The organism is Streptomyces uncialis (assembly GCF_036250755.1).
GTDB classification, from domain to species: Bacteria; Actinomycetota; Actinomycetes; order Streptomycetales; family Streptomycetaceae; genus Streptomyces; species Streptomyces uncialis.
Genome location: NZ_CP109583.1, coordinates 4,385,516 through 4,403,283, shown reverse-complemented (window position 1 = coordinate 4,403,283; position 17,768 = coordinate 4,385,516). Strand labels below are relative to the sequence as shown.

18 protein-coding genes are annotated in these 17,768 nt (G+C 69.5%); 6 read left to right on the top strand and 12 right to left on the bottom strand.

Features of this window, described 5'->3' with window-relative positions; genetic code table 11:
• Window positions 1–222: 222 nt before the first annotated feature.
• The 6 genes from OG711_RS18155 to OG711_RS18130 all read right to left on the bottom strand — a co-directional run bounded on the left by OG711_RS18155 (window position 223) and on the right by OG711_RS18130 (window position 6,490).
• A complete protein-coding gene (locus OG711_RS18155) occupies window positions 223–864 on the bottom strand; it encodes a histidine phosphatase family protein (RefSeq protein WP_073783240.1) in 642 nt (213 codons plus the stop codon).
• A gap of 657 nt (window positions 865–1,521) precedes the next feature.
• Window positions 1,522–2,010: a MarR family winged helix-turn-helix transcriptional regulator gene (locus OG711_RS18150; RefSeq protein ID WP_073783242.1), complete on the bottom strand. Its 489-nt coding sequence runs from the start codon at window positions 2,008–2,010 to the stop codon at window positions 1,522–1,524.
• Between the two features lie 155 nt (window positions 2,011–2,165).
• Complete coding sequence (locus OG711_RS18145) at window positions 2,166–3,179, bottom strand: transcriptional regulator (protein ID WP_329559775.1); 1,014 nt, start codon at window positions 3,177–3,179, stop codon at window positions 2,166–2,168.
• Between the two features lie 11 nt (window positions 3,180–3,190).
• Entirely contained in the window at window positions 3,191–4,213 is a 1,023-nt protein-coding gene (locus tag OG711_RS18140; RefSeq protein ID WP_329559774.1) for a transcriptional regulator, read from the bottom strand.
• Window positions 4,214–4,228: 15 nt separating this feature from the next.
• Window positions 4,229–5,263, bottom strand: a complete 1,035-nt coding sequence (locus OG711_RS18135) for a transcriptional regulator (RefSeq protein WP_329559773.1) — start codon at window positions 5,261–5,263, stop codon at window positions 4,229–4,231.
• Between the two features lie 51 nt (window positions 5,264–5,314).
• Window positions 5,315–6,490, bottom strand: a complete 1,176-nt coding sequence (locus OG711_RS18130; protein ID WP_329559772.1) for a helix-turn-helix domain-containing protein — start codon at window positions 6,488–6,490, stop codon at window positions 5,315–5,317.
• Window positions 6,491–7,340: 850 nt separating this feature from the next.
• Between OG711_RS18130 and OG711_RS18125 the strand changes: the two genes are divergently transcribed.
• Complete coding sequence (locus OG711_RS18125; RefSeq protein ID WP_329559771.1) at window positions 7,341–7,667, top strand: hypothetical protein; 327 nt, start codon at window positions 7,341–7,343, stop codon at window positions 7,665–7,667.
• An 18-nt stretch (window positions 7,668–7,685) separates the two neighbouring features.
• Here OG711_RS18125 and OG711_RS18120 read toward each other — a convergent pair whose 3' ends face one another.
• The gene (locus tag OG711_RS18120; protein WP_329559770.1) at window positions 7,686–7,967 is read right to left on the bottom strand and encodes a GntR family transcriptional regulator; all 282 of its coding nucleotides are present in this window, start codon (window positions 7,965–7,967) and stop codon (window positions 7,686–7,688) included.
• Between the two features lie 182 nt (window positions 7,968–8,149).
• Here OG711_RS18120 and OG711_RS18115 point away from each other — a divergent pair, with 182 nt between their 5' ends.
• Together OG711_RS18115 and OG711_RS18110 are read left to right on the top strand one after the other, a co-directional pair.
• Entirely contained in the window at window positions 8,150–8,500 is a 351-nt protein-coding gene (locus OG711_RS18115) for a hypothetical protein (protein WP_329559769.1), read from the top strand.
• Window positions 8,497–8,700, top strand: coding sequence for a hypothetical protein (locus OG711_RS18110; RefSeq protein ID WP_329559768.1), 204 nt, complete (start codon window positions 8,497–8,499; stop codon window positions 8,698–8,700). The genes OG711_RS18115 and OG711_RS18110 overlap by 4 nt, the downstream gene beginning before the upstream one ends.
• 33 nt (window positions 8,701–8,733) lie before the next feature.
• Here the strand turns inward: OG711_RS18110 and OG711_RS18105 are convergent, their stop codons facing one another.
• Together OG711_RS18105 and OG711_RS18100 are read right to left on the bottom strand one after the other, a co-directional pair.
• Window positions 8,734–10,014, bottom strand: a complete 1,281-nt coding sequence (locus OG711_RS18105) for a serine hydrolase domain-containing protein (protein ID WP_329559767.1) — start codon at window positions 10,012–10,014, stop codon at window positions 8,734–8,736.
• Window positions 10,015–10,208: 194 nt separating this feature from the next.
• Window positions 10,209–10,763, bottom strand: a complete 555-nt coding sequence (locus OG711_RS18100; RefSeq protein ID WP_329559766.1) for a VOC family protein — start codon at window positions 10,761–10,763, stop codon at window positions 10,209–10,211.
• Between the two features lie 872 nt (window positions 10,764–11,635).
• Between OG711_RS18100 and OG711_RS18095 the strand changes: the two genes are divergently transcribed.
• Window positions 11,636–12,223: an HAD domain-containing protein gene (locus tag OG711_RS18095; protein WP_329559765.1), complete on the top strand. Its 588-nt coding sequence runs from the start codon at window positions 11,636–11,638 to the stop codon at window positions 12,221–12,223.
• A 299-nt stretch (window positions 12,224–12,522) separates the two neighbouring features.
• On the opposite strand, the gene OG711_RS18090 is transcribed toward OG711_RS18095, so the two are convergent.
• The gene (locus OG711_RS18090; protein ID WP_329559764.1) at window positions 12,523–12,888 is read right to left on the bottom strand and encodes a hypothetical protein; all 366 of its coding nucleotides are present in this window, start codon (window positions 12,886–12,888) and stop codon (window positions 12,523–12,525) included.
• A 110-nt stretch (window positions 12,889–12,998) separates the two neighbouring features.
• Here OG711_RS18090 and helR point away from each other — a divergent pair, with 110 nt between their 5' ends.
• Together helR and OG711_RS18080 are read left to right on the top strand one after the other, a co-directional pair.
• A complete protein-coding gene (gene helR, locus OG711_RS18085) occupies window positions 12,999–15,290 on the top strand; it encodes an RNA polymerase recycling motor ATPase HelR (RefSeq protein ID WP_329559763.1) in 2,292 nt (763 codons plus the stop codon).
• A 171-nt stretch (window positions 15,291–15,461) separates the two neighbouring features.
• Window positions 15,462–15,890 carry a VOC family protein gene (locus OG711_RS18080; protein WP_329559762.1) on the top strand — a complete coding sequence of 143 codons (429 nt, stop codon included), beginning with the start codon at window positions 15,462–15,464 and terminating at the stop codon, window positions 15,888–15,890.
• A gap of 140 nt (window positions 15,891–16,030) precedes the next feature.
• On the opposite strand, the gene OG711_RS18075 is transcribed toward OG711_RS18080, so the two are convergent.
• Together OG711_RS18075 and OG711_RS18070 are read right to left on the bottom strand one after the other, a co-directional pair.
• Window positions 16,031–16,939, bottom strand: a complete 909-nt coding sequence (locus OG711_RS18075; protein WP_329559761.1) for an aminoglycoside phosphotransferase family protein — start codon at window positions 16,937–16,939, stop codon at window positions 16,031–16,033.
• Window positions 16,940–17,092: 153 nt separating this feature from the next.
• The gene (locus tag OG711_RS18070) at window positions 17,093–17,680 is read right to left on the bottom strand and encodes a TetR/AcrR family transcriptional regulator (protein ID WP_073783275.1); all 588 of its coding nucleotides are present in this window, start codon (window positions 17,678–17,680) and stop codon (window positions 17,093–17,095) included.
• Window positions 17,681–17,768 lie beyond the last annotated feature (88 nt).

Below are 17,768 nucleotides of genomic sequence, written 5' to 3'. Positions count from 1 at the left end.
GGTCGCTGGTCTCCTCGGTGCGTTCGGGGGACTGGTGACGGGTGACCGGATCAGGTGGCTGTTCGGGGATGCCGTGGTGACTGCGGCGCGTCCGGGGTGGACGGCGCCGGATACGACGACGAGATCGACCGTAGCAGATAGTTCCGTTGCAGACTATCGACTGCGGGCGCAGTCCTCGTTCCGGCTCCGCCCACCCGCCCCGCAGCGGCAACTGGGCCGTCGTCACCCGGCCTTGCCGGAGTCGAGATGTCGGATGTCCCCGAGGCTGACGAGCTGGCGGTTGTGGAAGAAGTCGTCCTCGCGCAGTGTGGTGACGCTGCCGGAGGGCGCCCGGAAGTTCGCGTAACCGGCGGACTCGATCGGCATCTTGATCCATGCCGCCACGACGCACGTCAGGGAGCCGCCGTGCGTCACGACGATCTGGTGTTCGCAAGGACTCCGCAGGATGTCGTCCATGGCCGCGTAGATACGCCGCGCCCACACCGCCTTGGTCTCCGCGCCCGGTACGCCCTCGTCGTGGTCCATCCGTTCCCCGACGGCCGGCGGCGGGACGAAGCGCTGGTCGAGCCACTCCTGCGGCCTTCCCTCCGCCTCGCCGTAGGACTTCTCCCGCAGCCTGCGATCCACGACCGGCCGCACACCGAACAACCCGGCCACCTCGTCCGCCGTCCGCAGGGTGCGCCGCAGATCCGAGGAGAACAGCTCGACGTCGGCGCCGTCCGGCACCTGGGCCCGCAGCGCCCGCGCGATGGAGACCGCCGCCCGGACCCCGCCGGCCGTCAGCTCCGAGTCATGCCACCCCCCGACGACCCGCTCGACATGGTGCGTCGCTTCCGGATGGGTGACGACGTAGAGAGTGCGCATGGGTGGGGTGTCCTCCTGTAGGGGCCGTCCTGCCTGGCCGGTCGCAGTCCGCAACTATGAGGGCGAACTTTCACATCCATCAAGCGAGTTCTTCGCCCCACGCCCAGTACAGGAAGCCCAGCACAGCAACAAGTGCGCTGAGCACCGCGTATCCGGGGGGCGCGTGGAACTGCGCGAGCGACCAGGGCAGACCCGCAGCCGAACGGGGACGGCGGGAGGCGCAACCTCAGGGGCGCGGGGAACTGCGCACCCCACGAGCGACGGCACAGGAACAAGTCCGCCGAGCACAGGCAACCCAGGGCCCGCAGCCGGACGGGGACGGCGGGAGGCGCAACCTCAGGGGCGCGGGGAACTGCGCACCCGGCGAGCGACGGCACAGGAACAAGTGCGCCGAGCACAGGCAACCCAGGGCCCGCAGCCGGACGGGGACGGCGGGAGGCGCAACCTCAGGGGCGCGGGGAACTGCGCACCCCACGAGCGACGGCACAGCGACAAGTCCGCCGAGCACAGGCAACCCAGGGGCGCGGGGAACTGCGCAAACCCACGAGCGACCCGCACGGGAACAAGTGCGCCCAGCACAGCGAACCCAGGGCCCGCAGGCACAGGCGACCTGCACGGGGCCAGGCGACCCCGGCACTGAGAAGCCGCCCGCAAGGGCTACCGCTTACGCTGCCGGGCGCGCCGCACAGGCGCCGGCCCCTCGACGGGCACCGCGAGCGGCCCGTCGACCAACCGCAGCAACGCCCGCGTAAGGACTTCGCGTTCCCCCTCGGGAAGCACACCCAGCACGTCACGGTGCACCCGGTCCGCGATCTCCTGACTGCGCCGGGCCATCGTCGCGCCCTCGTCGGTGACGGCGATGATCCGGGCCCGGCGGTCGGTCCGGGACGGCCGCCGTTCCGCGAGCCCGGCTTCCTCCAGGGCGTCGACCGTGACGACCATGGTCGTCTTGTCCATGTCGCCGATCTCGGCGAGCTGGATCTGGGTGCGCTCCTCCTCCAGGGCGTGGACGAGCACACAGTGCATCCGCGCGGTGAGCCCGATCTCCGAGAGGGCGGCGGCCATCCGGGTCCGCAGGACGTGACTGGTGTGGTCGAGGAGGAAGGAGAGGTCGGGTTCGACGCGGGTGGGCGCGGTAGCGGTCATCCGTCCAGGGTAGCGGTGTTCGTCCCGTGACGGATTATCCGCGAGGCATCGCATTTCGTGTCGCAGCCCCGGGCCCCGGCCGGGCGTTCACGGTCACCACCGCCCACCGTCAGCCCCGAGCCCCGACCCGTTGCCGCCCGGGGCGCGGGAGCCTTTCACACTTGGCCTCTGGTGGCCTGCAAGGCGCGCTCCCGCACTTCACGCGCTGTCGGGTTGGCGCGATACGGCGAAAGTAGCTGCGCGATTGCGGCGACGTGACGGTCAACCCTGCCCGAGTGGATTTTCGGATACTCGTCAAGAACATGCGCCCATGTGTTGCAGGCCAGCTCCACGTGCCCAAGTTCAAGCTGCCGTTCGGCCAGAATGGAACTGAAACGTAAAGCGGACCTACGGGTGTCCGTCGGTGTCCGCAAGCGAAAATGCAGCTTCAGCGAGTCAACGCTTCCGGCAACATCGTCGAGCGCGTATCGAACCTGTGACACGTGATAGGCCAAAACAGCCGGGTCGTAGTTTCCGAGATTCTGCGAGGTGCTCTCGGCCTGATCCATGGCCCGCTCCGCTTCCCGCAGGCTCCGCAGTGCGGCACTCCGGTCTCCCGCGACAGCAAGGGAATGAGCCTGCTGCCCGCCCATGAATGCCCGCATGCGCGGTCCCGATTCCGGCGCGGTGGCAGCAGCGGCGTCCGCGAGACGTACCGCCATGGCGCCGTGGCCGAGGTCCACCGCCTGAACCGAGACCCCCCGGAGCACACGGCAGTAAGTCAGCCGGTCGCCGCTTCCTCCTGTCAACTCCAACCCTTTGACGTAGTAGCGCTGAGCGATCCCATGCATTCCTTCGTCCACGGCCATCCAGCCGGTCAGGAAGCAGAGGGAAGCGGCAGCGGACATCATGGCTTTACGTGTCTCCACTGCCCCATCGGTAAGGAGGAGAGGTGTGACGGTTTGGGCTATGAATGTCGCGGCCAAGGGTCTTGTGTGTCGGCCACCGAACTCGTCGTACGTATCGGAAAGCTGAGCTGTCATGCGCTTGACCAGCTCAACATCGGAGATCCCCACCCGGCGTGCCGACCCGGTTCGAACCGCTTCCATTCTTCCCATGACGTCGGGCCAATCGGGGATATTGAGCGCAACGGAGAAGATGCTCGCACCGACAAATTCGCGTCGCTCCACGTCCTGTCTCCCTAGGTCAATCGTCTCTGCCGGCTGCGATCCGCTCCCGACGAGCGCATACCCTGATACGCCTCGCGCAGATCAGGGGCTTCCGGCAGCTTCCGGGCTTCCACCGCCCTGACCACTTCCAGCGCCCGCCAGTGGTTCGAGGGAACGACGCGGCCGGACAGTATCGCCCGCTGGACCGCGTCGCACGCTTCGTCCGGCCGGTCGTCGACGAGCAGTGCCAAAGCCAGGTCGATGTTGGCCGACGCGACTCGGCGGGGCCACTTCTGGACGTCACCGGTGGGCGCGAGTCCGGCGATCACTTCTCGCGCGTACGATTCCGCGGCGGGGTCACCGATCCAGGCCAGTGTGGTCGCCGTGTACGCGAGGGCCTTTCCGGGCTCGTACTGATAGTGGTGCTCAGCGTTCTTCAGCGGTTCCAGAGTGGCCGACATGCGCTGAACCCTGTCTATGGCGGCATACGCGCCTTTCCGGTCACCCAAGCGCGCTCTCGCCCTCCCCTCCTGGGCGGTCGCCTGAATCGCGACGGAGCTGCCTGCTGGAGCCAACTCCTGTGCGGCCTGCGACAGATCGACTGCCCGCCCGTACACACCGTCCGTAAGGACCCGCCAAGCGTCCGTCTCGTGGCACCAGGAGCGGATCTCGGAGTGCTCGGCATGGCGCGCGAGGGTGTCCGCCGTCCGCAGACTGGCGGTGGCCGCGTGTTCCTGGTTCAGGTCGATGTGCAGGGTGGCCGCGAGCAGTTGGAACCAGCCTCCGACCACGTGGAGACGTCGCTGTTCCGCCAACGTCATACGTGCGTCCATCAGACGAGTCACATCGGCGGAATGCCCGCGCACTCGTTCCAGTAGTTCTTGAGGTGGAGAGCCCGGGTATCGCACGGCCAACTTGTCGAACGAGTCCTCCAGTCGGCTCAGAGTCTCCTTCCCGGCGTCGCCGGCCGACACCCGCCGCGCCAGCTCAAGGGCATCGAATCCGTCGCCGTCGCCTTCGCGGGCCAGGAGTGCGTCGAACTCGTCCACCGTCACCGCCGGTACCGGGTGCTACTTGTTCCCGGGCGGGATGCGTCGCCGCACCGCTTCCCGTGCCCGCTCATAGAGGTCCCGAGCGACGGAGTTCTTCAGGAACGGCTTGAGCGAGCTCACCATGGAAATGACCCTCTGGTCGGCGCGGCCTGACTGAACGTACGGGTAATCGGTCATCATCTGGTCCCAGGTGGAGCAAGCAGCCTCCAGATGTCCGATCTCCAGTTGCCGCTCCGCCAGCGTCGCGCCGTCGAGGACCGCTCGGCGGCGATGCCTTCGATCTTGCATGGCTGTGTACCGCTTCAGCGATTCCACGGAACCGGCGGTGTCGTTCAGCCCGTACTTCACCTGTGCGATGTCGAATTCTAGTACGGCATCCCTGTAGTGCCCCATGACCACCTTGCTCGCGGACTCCGTCTTCCCTATCTCCGTCTCGGCCTTCCGGAGGAACGGCAGCGCCGAACCTGACCCCTCCGTCAAGGCGCTGGCGTAAGCGCGCTGCCCGGCAAGGAACGCTCGCATGTTGGGCTCCATCTGACGTCCGTCAGCCATGGCGGCCGACGTCAGGCGGAGCGCTGTTCTGTGGTGTCCGAGCTGAAGTGCCTGGGAACTCATCCCGTGCAGCGCGAGGGAATGCGCGTTCCTGTCGTTGGCGGACCTGGCCAGTTCCATTGCCTTCAGGTAGTACCGCTGCCCCAAGCCCTGCTGCCCTTCATCGACGGCCATGTAGCCGGTGAGATAACAGAGATCGGAAGCGGCAGACAGCATCCTGTCGCGTACGGAATCAGACCCTTCCGCAGTCAGGTATGGGGCGACTGTGTTCACAAGAAAAGCCGCTGCCACGGGACGTGTGTTTCGTCCGCCGAACTGGTAGTCGAGATCGGAAAAATGCTGCGTCATGGAGATGACCATGGAGATCTCCCCTTCTCCGATCCGCCGCACCTCACCGGACCGCGCCAGAGCGATCCTGTCCACGGCGTCCCGCCAGTCGGGGATCTTTACGGCGACGGAGAAAAGCCCCGCACTGAGCAAGTTGCGTCGGACCGGGTCCATATCAAGCCTCCCGAGCTCGACAAGTCCTGGTGGGGCGCGGCGGGTTCGAAGTCAGAACTGGATGTTCGCCAATTTCGCCAGCTTGGTCAGTCGTGGATTGCTGCGCTTGTGGTGACTCGTGAGGACGCGCAACAATTCTTGGGAGGTTGGGTGGACCTTCGCCAATTGCGGTGCCAGCGTCCAGGCTTTCTCCAGGTGCTCCAACGCGGAATCGCGGTTCCCGAGCGCCAGATTGGACCGGGCGATGTTCATATGGAGAGGGCTGATCCTGGTGGCCGGAAGTGTGATTCCCTTCTTGCCGCTCAGGTCACCCATGGTGGCGATCGCGTCCTCGTGGCGGTTGAGGTCACCCGATGTGGCAATCACATGCACGGCGGTGTTCTCCGGCCCGAAGTGGATACCGTATCGATTCAATTCGTGATCGAATTCCTCGGAGAGGTTCCATGCCCTGTTGATATGCGCGTCGGCGGTCCGCCTCTCCTTGGCGCGGCCCGCGAGGGTCAGACCTCGAAGGTGGAGCATGCCAAGCGCGTACGCTCGTTCGTGACCGGTGGTGGCAGATTCGACTTGCACAATGGCGCGGTCCACGACGGCCAGCCCGTCCATGAAATCGCCGTGATTGAGGTGCACCCCTGCTTCATCGCGTGCCGCGATGGCAAGGCTGATCGAGTCCGCTTGCTGTGCTGCGATTTTCTGTTTGGTCACTGCCAGGTCGGCAAGTATCATCCATCGATGCCTGGCGGCCAGCCAATAGACAGCGGAGTAGGCTTGCGAAACCATGGCCCACGCTTCCGCCGTTCCGGTGGAGTTGGCGTATGCCTGGACCCCCGAAAGAAGATCAGGCAGCTTCTTGAGGACTTCCGCTAAATTCGCGGCACCGCGAAGATCCACCATTTCCTTCAGGGCGTTCCTCAACTCGGCTTCGCCGGCCTCCGTGTCCCCGGGGAGGTCAAAACGTCGTACAGCGGCCTGGAGCGACTTCAGCGACTCTTCCGAATTCGGGGAAACGGGTACAGAACCCAGAACCTCCTCCAGCGAAAGGCCCATGACCCTTGCGATCGAGGCCGCGACTCCCTGGGTAAGAGTTCGTTCTCCTCGCTCGACCTTGCCGAGTTGGGACTTGGACACACCGGCCGCGGCTGCCAACCGGTCCTGGCCCCAGCCCCGGGCCTTGCGCAGCCGGGCGACGTTGGCCCCTGGTCCGGGGACTTCGATGATCGCTCCCATGGCATCAGCGTCTCTCTGATCGGTTGCGTTCCCAAGGTAGAGCTACCCACGAGGGAGCCTTGTGCACTTCTTGTGCACTTTCACTCTGCCGTTCGGTCGTTGACTGATTACTGACAGCGACTGCATCGACAGTGAAGGGGGCGAGCGCCGACCATGCGCAGCGAAGTGTTCGAACCGACGGGCCGCACGTACCTGTCCGGCCCGCAAGGCGGGGGACCTCGTCCAGCAGCGCTCTTGACCAGCGCCAGGTCTCGGGGCGCCGGACTTGAGCCGACGCGTGCCGGCGAGTACCCGATCTCTGAAACGGCGGCAAGAGGAACGAACGCGGACGAGAACACCTCGACGCGATCCGGGACTTCCACGAGACCGTCATCCTTCACCCGCGCCGCCGAATTCCGGATGAAGGGGTGACGGCATGGGGGAAGGTGAACACGCAATTGGTGCCATCGTTTACGACTGCCTCGCCGCACGCGTCGGGGAAGTCATGGACCGGGAAGAAGGGGTCTACTTCCTGCGCCCGGTCAGCGGTGGACAGGAATGGTGCACGAGGCTGGAGAATCTGAGCCCCGCCACAGCGTCGGTCCGGCTCAGTGACGCCGTTGCCCAAGTCAACGCGAACAGCCGCCGGAGAATCTGAGGTGACGGCGAAAGGAATCTACGGTCCTTCTGCTCCGCGACGGGTTCTGAAATCTTCTGCGCCTGAGTGAGGGGAATCGACATGGTGCCCACGCGACGTGAGAGCGGACAAGGTCAACGGCCATCGATATGCGGAGCCGCCCGTTCCCTTCCCCCGGCCCTGGTTCTCGACGCGTTGACGGCGGCTCCCCTCGGCGACGACGAAACCGACGTCGTGACGGATCTCCGTTGCGAGATCGAGGAAGATCACCCGGGTCTGCACGCCGCCGCCGTCCGTCTGCTCGACAGCTCCCCGCCCGAGAGCGTGTGGACCCAGTGGGCGGACTGGCGCGACCCGCGAACCGTCCTCGTCCTGCGCGACTGCGCCGAAGGGAACGGCAAGCCGGTCGGCCGCGACGACTGGTGCACCCTGTTCACCGGCCATCCGGGGGCGTGTTCCTGCGGCCTGCTGGACCCGGAACACGAGAAGTTCCTGGCCGCCCACCCCGCCTACCGGCACCTGTTCGAACGGGACGGCCCCGAGGGCTTCCTGGCCGACTGAGTCCGCTGAACCTTCGGGCTACCCGCCGCCGGTGCCCTCGCTCTGAGTGCTCCGTTCTGTGACGTAGGTGCCCCGCTGCGGGACGACGAACAGCCGGTCCTCGGAGACCAGGACGGCGATGGCCCTGCGCACGGTCGGGCGGGACAGTCCGAACTCTTCGCACAAGCGGGTCTCGGAGGAGATCGGGCGACGCGGCTTCCAGTCACCCCGCGCGATACGTGCCCGCAGGATGCCCGCGAGCTGGTGGAACGGGGGCTCGGGCGCGTCCCGCTCGATCTCGTCATCAGGGCCGTATTCCATGCCGCCAACGATATCCGCACTTACGCGACAGGGTACAACAGGGGCCGTGAAGGTATGTACCTTTACTAGATTTTACGTGGCATGACGTAAGGCTCTACTCTCACCAACAAAAGCGCCCCGGCAGACCGCGCCAACGGTCCACCGGGGCTCGCCGCAACAGCTTCGAAGGAGCTGAACGACGTATGCGTGATGCTATCTCCCGTGCCCTCGTACGGGTGCTGGACGTCCTTCCGTGGACCCGTCGCACCAGCCCGGGGCGCCACACCGTCCAGTACCTGGCCGATCGGGCCGAGCCCGGCCCCCTGGTCATCTGCGCGGCCCGGACCCCCGTCCCCGTACACGTCCTCGCGCGGTCCGTGCCGTCGCCGTGGGGTCACCGCGTTCCGCCGTACCTCCGCGACTGGATCGGGGAGCAGGAGGAACGCGAGCGGCAGCACGAGCGGCGGGCGGCGGTCGCCGCGGCCACCCTCGGGCTGGACCTCCCGTTCACGTTCGACGGGTCCGATGTGGCGCGGGTCGGGGTGTCCGCATGACCCTCGACCACCTGTTCCCCCAGGTGCCCCCGGTGCACGGTGAGCACTGCTGCCTGTGCGGACGCTGGACCATCGCCCCGGTGACCGTCGGCTACGGCAGCATGAGCGGGGGCGTCGGCGTCACTCACCACGTGTGCGCGGAACACGTCCACACCCGGGGCCCGTGCACCGCCGACCACGGCGAGTCCGGCCGGAGTTGACCGTTCGGGGAACCGCACCCACGAGGCATCGCGTCAGCGGGTACCGGCGCCCGTACCGGCGCACAGGGTGCGGTCCACGAGACCGCGTACCGCCCGCTCGCCCGCGAGCAACTGCTCGGGGCTGCCGCCCGTTCCGCTGGCGACGACGACGACCGAGCGGCGTCCGCTCTCGATGAAGCCGGTGCTCACGGCGCCCCCCTCATGACTCCCCGCGTGACCCCAGGTGTGGTCGTCGCAGGTCAGCGGCTGGCGCATCAGCCCCAGGCCGTACCGCATACCGGGAAAGCCCTCGTCGTGGCGCTCGCTGACGGGCACCGTCCCGCGCATCTCCGCGAGCTGGGCGGGAGGCAGCAGGCGTCCGTCGAGAAGGGCGGTGAAGAAGCGGTCCACGTCGCGTTCGGTGCCGACCAGGGCGGCGGCCGCGTCCGCCGCGGAGATGTTCCTGGTCGTGGTGTCCGTCCGCGTGACCGAGCCGGGGAAGAGATGGTAGGTGTGCGCGTGCGGCCGCTTCAGGTGGGGGTTGTCGCCGGGGGCGTAGGTGCCGGTCAGACCCAGCGGGCGGATGACGCGGTCGCGCACCTCCTCGGCCCAGGTCCGCCCGGTGACCTTCTTGATGATCATCCCGGCGAGGACGTAACCGGGGTTGGAGTAGTTCCAGGCGGGCTTGGGGCCTTCGGGCGGTACGGGAACGGGATCGGGGACGGGATAGAAGTCCGGCGCCCGGCGCATCGCCCCGGCCACCAGCTGCTCGGGGTCCCAGTGGTCGAACCTGGTCCGTTCGAAATCGGCGGCGGTGCTCCCGGTGTCGTCCTCGGGGCTGTAGTTGTGGACGCCGCTGGTGTGCTGGAGCAGATGTCTGACGGTGATGCGGCTGCCGTCGTTGCCGTTGCCGCTCACCACACCCGGCAGCCAGCGCTCGACGGTGTCGTCCAGGGACAGCCGGCCCTCGGCGACGAGTTGCAGCACCACGGTCGCCACGAACGGCTTGGTGACGCTGGCCATCCTGAACTCCGCCCCGCGCGGCACGGGACGGCCGGTGCCCAGCTCGGCCTCGCCCGCCTGGGCGTGCAGGGTGCGGGCGCCGTCGCGCACCCGCACCGAGACGCCGACGAACCCGCCTTCCGCGAGGACGCGGGCCGCCTCGCGCTGGAGCTGCCGTGAGGTGGGACGGCCGTCCGCGGAGGTCACGGCGTCCATGGGTAACGGACGGGGAGCGGCCACCGCGGCGGGCACGAGGGCCGTGGCCGCGAAGGTGGAGGCGAGCGCGACGGCGGTGATGAGCCGGGCCCGGGAGGTCTTCACTGTTGCCTTCATGCCCCCACACCCTGCCGGGGCGGACCGGCCGCGCCCATGGCGACAGCCTCCGGAACGGAGGTGGGGATACCTCCAAGGTCCTGGTCCGGCTGGTCGGTAGGGGGGATGTCAGGGATGTCAGGGATATCAGGGGCGGCTCCGGTGCGGATTCCGGTGCGGGCCTCGGACGGGCCCTGGGTCACCAAGGCGCCCCCTCACCGCCCGGTCTCCCTGTTCGTGTCCGCGTCTGACCCCGTCCCCTCCTTCGTCCACAGGCAGAACGGGTGTCCGGCCGGGTCGAAGAGGACCCGGGTGTCGGCCGCCGCCTGGTGGGTGGCGAGTGCGGCGCCCGACGCGACGGCGTACGCGGTCGCCGCCGCCAAGTCGGCCACCTCGAAGTCGAGATGGGCCATCATCTGCTGGGCGCCGGGCACCCCGGGCCAGACGGGCGGTACGTAGGTGTCGTCCGACTGCAACGCGATCCCCGTACCCCCGGAGCCGTCCCCCCGCCCGGGTGCCCGCAGCTTCACCCAGTCAGGTTCCTGCCGCTCGACCTCCCAGCCGAGCAGCCGCTGGTAGAACGCGGCCAGCTCATCGGCGTCGGAACACTCCAGGACGACCGTGGACAGGGCCACGCGCGGGCGCGTGGCCCCGGGCGCCGAGGAGGACACGGGGGCCGTCACCCCGTCTGGGCTCGCGGAACCCACCTGGTGGGCGGGGCCGACGGGGTTGCCGGGGTTGCTGGGATCCACAGAGTTCACGGGGCTCATGAGGGCATCCTCCTGTTCCGGGTACCGGGCGGACGTGCGGGCACGCCCGCTCTGCGCGTACCCGGGCCCACGGCCCTCCCATGCCACCCGTTCCGGCGTTCCGTTCCATCGCCGCCGGTGGACGACCGCTGTCCGGCGGTGATCTCTGCCGGTCACACTCCGCCGGTCGGCCGCCCTCACGGCCGACCGGCCCCGGTCCCGGTCCCGGCGTCCTTCAGGACGCCGATTCATCCGACTCGGAAGACTTACGGCCGCGGGCACGTCGCAGAAGGTGTCTCGCCAGCAACACCACCCAGGCCACCAGCATCAGCGTCGCGGCGACCCTCACCCAGGGCGCGGTGCCGCTACTGGCCGCCGTCCACCCGAAGACGAGGATGCTCAAGCACATCCAAGCCGGGCCATCAAGGAAATCGCCCCTCGGGTCTCGTGACACCCCAACCCCGTCCTGCCCGATGTCGCGGCCTGTTCGCCACGGCAGAAGGATATGGCAGCGGATCGAGCAGTCCCCGATCACGGCCGAGCAACTCTGTCGGCCACCACGCGCTCCGGCAGTGACGTCCATTTCTCGTGAACATCCACGAGCCTCAAGATCGCCGACTGCTGCTCGAAATGAGGGCAGCGTACTTTTGGCCGAAGAGCTGAGAGTCGCAGCCTGAGCTGCGGCTGGCACTGTCGGGTCTGGACGACCGAGCTCTGACCTCGAAGGTGCCGACCAGCAGGCACTGAACCGCCCGCCTGCCCTACCGGTGAACGTCCGCCGTGCCTTACCGGACGGTCCGCCCGTCCCGCCGTCGAACGGTCCGCCGTCCTGGCGCTGAGCCTCCGCCTGTCCCGGCACCGCCGCACCCCACGCCGTCCCGTACGGTGCCGGGGTGACCGCCCCCGGACCCCTCCCCCTGCTGTTCCTCGATGTCGACGGCCCGCTGATCCCGTTCGGCGGGTCACCGGAGCGGTTTCCGGACGGGTACCCGACGTATCGGACCGGTCATGGGGCCGGGGCGGCTGCCTCGAATCCGCTGCTGGCCAGGATCGACCCCGGGCACGGGCCACGGCTGCTGGCCCTGCCTTGCGAGCTGGTGTGGGCCACTACCTGGATGGACGAGGCGAACGAATGCGTCGCGCCGCTGATCGGACTGCCGCAGCTGCCAGTGGTGGCCTGGCCGGAGCCGTCCGGCGCCGATGACCGTGCCGAGTGGGACACCGCCGATGACCGGGCCGCGCGGGCCGGGGTGCACTGGAAGACCCGGGCTCTCGTGGAGTGGGCGGCGGGGCGTTCGTTCGTCTGGGTGGACGATGAGATCACCGACGCCGATCGGGCCTGGGCGTCCGCCCACCACTCAGGGCAAGCCTTGCTCCACCGCGTCGACCCCACGCGCGGACTCACCGACGCCGACTACGGCACTCTCGGTGAGTGGCTGCACGAGGTTTCCGGCACCCCGGCACCCCGGAGTGCGCCGTGAGCCGGGCCGGGGAAGCCGTACGCCTCGGTGTGCCGGGGGCCGGGCCGGGGAGGTCCTTCGGGGACGGCGGTGGCTCGTCCGGCCCGCCCTGTGTGCCCGGAACGCCATGCGCGGCGCGGCGCGGCTTCGCGGGGAAGGGGCCCGTCGACGGCGGACGGGAGCGGGGGAGGGAGAATGGGGAAAGCGGAGTACCCACGCCTTTCCATGCTCAACGTATAGCGCATGGGGGGCCTTGCGGCAAGGCCCCCGTCGTGACGCAGAATCACCGACCGAAGCCGGGAACAACGGACATCGGGGGGTCACGGAATGCGAGTGCTGTTGTCGACGTTCGGGTCGTGCGGGGGCGTCGAACCACTGGTCGCCCTCGCGCTCGCGGTGCGGTCGCGGGAGGTGGGCGAGCAGGCGCGGATGGGCATGCCGCCGGACGAGACCGGCACGGTTCGGCCTGCCGTCGCCCCACCACCGGCCGACCCGAACCGGCCACGACCGTGACCGTGACCGGAGGCGATGACCGGGGGCATAGCCGGGGCCACGACCGAGGCCGCGACCGAGGCCACGGCCATGGCCGCGACGGAGGCCATGAGCACGGACACGGTCACCGTCACGGGGTCACCCCCGGCCGGAACACCGACCGGCGTGACCACGACGATCAGCGAACCGGTCACCCGGACCCACCGCAAGCCGCACCGGACCCACCGCGCACCGGACCCGTCACCGGTCCGGACCCCCTCCCCCGCACAACGGTCGTACGCGACCACAGAACGGAGCCGATGAAGTGAACCCCCGGACCACCAGCGCGTTCGACCTGCCCGACCGCCTCTCCCAGAAGGCCGACCCGGCGCTGATCGCGAGCGACGAGCGGCACTTCGCGGCCATCTCGGAGAGCCTCGCGGAGTCGATCGCGGAACTGTCCGGCCGTCTCGCGGTCGAGCGCAAGGCGCCCGGCGGCATCGGCCGGGAGGCGATGGACCGGGACGCGGAGATCCACCGGCTGACCGCCCGGCTGCGCACCCTGCGCCGCTTCGGCCTGGACCTGTGCCTCGGACACTTCGTCCCCGCCGGCACCCCCGGCACCCCCGACAACACCGGCACCCCCGACAGCCCCGGCACCCACGGCAACCCCGAAAGCGCCGACACCCACGGCAGCCCAGGCAGCGCCGACAGCCCCGGTACACCCCACGCCCCCGGCGGCCCCGCCGACCCCGGCACCCCCGAGCCCGTGTACATCGGTCGCCTCGGCCTCACCGACAGCACGGGACGGCGGCTGCTGCTCGACTGGCGTTCCCCCGCGGCGGAGCCGTTCTTCGCGGCGACGCACGCCAATCCGATGGGGCTGGCGAGCCGCCGCCGGTACCGCTGGGCCCGTGGCCGGATCAGCGACTACTGGGACGAGGTATTCACCGCCGACGGGCTCGAAGGGCACGCCGCGCTCGACGACCAGTCCGCGTTCATCGCCAGCCTGGGCGGCAACCGCTCGGCCCGGATGCGTGACGTGCTCGCCACCATCCAGGCCGACCAGGACGCCATCATCCGGGCGGGGTCCCGCGGCACCCTCGTCGTGGACGGCGGCCCGGGAACCGGCAAGACCGTCGTCGCCCTGCACCGTGCCGCCCACCTCCTCTACTCCGATCCGCGCCTGGGCCACCGTCGCGGCGGTGTGCTGTTCGTCGGCCCCCACCAGCCGTATCTGGCCTACGTCGCCGATGTCCTGCCCAGCCTCGGCGAGGAGGGCGTGCAGACCTGCACCCTGCGCGACCTCGTGATCGAGGGAGCCGGGGCGGGGACCGAGCCCGACCCGGCGGTCGCCCTGCTGAAGTCGTCGGCGGCCCTGGTGAAGGCGATCGAACCCGCCGTCGGGATGTACGAGGAGCCGCCCACCCAGGCGCTGACCGTCACGACCCACTGGGCCGAGGTCCGGCTGAGCGTCGAGGACTGGGCGGCGGCGTTCGACGCGGTGGAACCGGGCACCCCGCACAACGAGGCACGCGACCAGGTCCGGGACGAGCTCTTCTCGATCCTGGCGGACAAGCACGACGACGACGTCCCGCCCGTACTGCTCCGGAGGTCGCTGCTCCAGAACCGGGAGCTGATGAGGACCCTCAACCGCGCGTGGCCGATGCTCGAAGCGTCCGACCTGGTCGGCGACCTGTGGACGGTCCCCGCCTATCTGCGCAGATGCGCGCCCTGGCTCGACATCGCCGACATCCGCAGGCTGCAACGCGCGGACCCCCAGGCCTGGACGGTGTCCGATCTGCCGTTCCTCGACGCGGCACGGCAGCGGCTCGGTGACGCGGGGGCGTCCGTACGCAAACGTCGGCACGAGGCCTCCGTCGCCGCCGAACGCGCCCGCAGGGCCGATGTCATCGACAGCCTGCTGAGGGCCGACGACGACGGTGAGGGCGCGCTGACGATGCTGCACGGCAAGGACCTCCAGGACAGCCTCATCGACCACAGCGCGATGCCCACCGCCGACCCGGAACCCCTGGCCGGACCGTTCGCGCACATCATCGTGGACGAGGCCCAGGAGCTGACCGACGCCGAGTGGCAGATGCTGCTGCTGCGCTGCCCGTCCCGGAGCTTCACCGTGGTCGGTGACCGCGCCCAGGCCAGGCACGGGTTCACGCAGTCGTGGCAGGAGAGGCTCGCCCGGGTCGGCCTCGACCGGATCGACGTGGCCTCCCTCAGCATCAACTACCGCACCCCGGAGGAGGTCATGGCGGAGGCCGAGCAGGTCATCCGCGCGGTGCTCCCGGACGCCAATGTGCCGACCTCCGTCCGCAGCAGCGGTATCCCCGTCGTCCACGGCTCGGTCACGGATCTGGACAAGATCCTCGGCTCCTGGCTCGCCGACAACGAGGACGGGATCGCCTGCGTCATCGGCGACCCCGCGTTCCGGGCGACGCCCCGCGTGCGGTCACTGACACCGGAGCTGTCGAAGGGGCTCGAATTCGACCTGGTCGTCGTCATCGACCCGGAGGCGTTCGGCACGGGCATCGAGGGCGCGGTCGACCGCTATGTCGCGATGACCCGCCCGACCCAGCAACTCGTCGTCCTGACGAGCGATTGACGACCGGCTGACCGGCGGCTGACCTGCGAGGTTCGTGGCGGGAGCGGGAGCGGGTGCCCGGGGCGGAGCGGTCGCGGGCACCCGCTCCCGCTCCCGCCAAGGCGCGTCGGCCCGCGACCGGGCACGCCTAGGGTGGTGCGGCGTGAGTCCACCGAACGTCCCGGAGGTGCCATGTCCCCGAAGATGAGGTTGAGCGCGGTCACCCTCGACTGCCCCGACCCTCTGGCCCTGATGGCGTTCTACCAGGGGGCCACCGGCCTCGAACCGCACGCGGAGTCCGGTGCGGAGTTCGCCGGTCTGCGCGGTGAGCACGGACTCCTCATCGGCTTCCAGCGGGTCGACGGCCACCGGGCCCCGACCTGGCCCGACCCGCTCGTCCCCCAGCAGCTCCATCTCTGCTTCGACGTGGAGGACGTGGACGAGGCCGAGGCCCGGCTGCTGGAGCTGGGCGCGAGCAGGCCGGAGCATCAGCCGAACGAGAAGCGGTGGCGCGTCCTCATCGACCCGGCCGGGCACCCCTTCTGCGTGATCAAGGCCCGGCCGAGGACGGACCAGGAGCGGCCCGGGGACCGGCCGGGTGCGGACCACGACCGGCCGTGACTGACCACGACCGGCCGTGACTGACCACGACCGGCCGGGTGCGGACCGGGGTCCGCCGGGTGCGGACCGGGACCCGCCGGGTACCGCCGGGGTACGGACCGGGACCCACCGAACACGGGCTGGGGAGGCCGTCGGGGCGCTCAGCGCGTGGCGGCGTCGGTGAGGATCGCCTGGAGCCGGGCCCGGCACTCGGCGACGAAGGCGGGGTAGGTGTGCCAGTAGTAGGCGATCCCGCTGACGCCGACCACGACCGCCCAGGCGCGGGCGCGGACCCAGGCCGGCTCGTCGAGGCGCAGGGCGTTCCAGTAGGTCTCCCGGGCGAGGGGCGGCAGGTCCCAGACGGTGGAGTGCTCGGCGTCGGGCAGGCCGACCGAGAGGCATCCGAAGTCGATGACCGCGTGGAGCGCGCCGTTCCGGGCCAGCAGGTTGGTGGGTTTGAGGTCGCCGTGGAGCCACACCTCGGGACCGGAGGAGTCGGGCAGCACGAGTGCCGCGTGCCACAACCGCTCCAGGGCATCGACGTCGAGTTCCGTGCCCACCACGGCCCGGCAGCCGTCGAAGTACTCGCGGGCCGTCCCGTCGTACGCCCGCAGACCGCCGCCGCGGTACCAGCTGAGGTCGCCCGTACGGGTCGCGCCCATGAGGCCGACGCCGTGGAGCTCCCGTACGAACGCGGCCAGGTCGGTGCCGAAGGCGGCCCAGTCCCGGACGGTGTCCGGGCCGACCACGTCCCCCTCGATCCACTGGTGGACCGACCAGACGAGCGGGAAGTCCTCGGTGGGCGTCCCGGCGTGGACGGGCGCGGGGACCGGGCGGCCGAGCAGGGGCGCCAGACGCGGCAGCCACCGCTGTTCCTTCCGGACGGCCCGCGCGTTGTCGGGGGTCCGGGGAAGCCGTACGAGCAGGTCGTCGCCCAGCCGGTACATGGTGTTGTCCGTACCGGCTCCGGCGGCCGACAACGGCAGGTCGGCCCACTGCGGACACTGGGCCGTGAGCAGCGACCGGACCACCGAACCGTCGGCCGGGACCTCGTTCTCGTGCAGCGTCATGGGCCGAGTCTCACCGCTGAACGGAACGGGGCGCCAACGGGTTTCTCCGTCCCCGCCGACCGCAACGGGCCCCCGGCCGGCATGAGGTAGTGACCGCAGGCGGCGCGGCGGGGTGGAGACCGAAGAGTGTCCGGGCAGCGGGCGTCACCCCGCCTACGGCCGGGGCCGCAGGCCGAGCAGGACGTCCTGGACGAGATCGGCGCTGCCCCTGACCGCGTCGTCGCCGAAACCCAGGAAGTGCCGGTAGTGGATCGGCGCGTAGAAGAGGTCGACCATCACATCGGTGGGCAGGTCGGAGCGGAGCTGCCCGGCGGCGACGGCGGATTCCAGCCGGGCCCGGCACTGCGCGATGCTGGGTTCGAGGATCGTCCGGCGGAACGCCTTCATCAGCTCGGGGTCGTTCTGGGCCTCGCCCAGGACGCCCCTGAACGCCTCGCTCATCCGGCCGGTGATCAGCCGTCGGCTCACCGCGGTGATCTGGGTCGTGAGGTCGGCGGCGATGTCACCGGTGTCGGGGTAGGCGAAGTCGTCGCCGAGTTCCTCGTTCATCGCCTCCAGCACCACCGCGCCCTTGGAGCGCCACCAGCGGTAGATCGTGGGTTTGCCCACGCCTGCCTGGGCGGCGATGGCCTCGATGGTCAGCTTCGCGAAGCCCTTACGGCTCACCAGGTCGAACGCCGCGTCGAGGATCGCCCGGCGGGCGCGCTCGCTGCGCCGGTCACTGTTCGGGTCGGGGGTCATGGGCCCACCCTACCGTTCGGGTGACGTTACGTTTCGTTTTGACAATCCGGCTCGGAGTGGCCTAACTTCAGGCCACGTTACGGAACGT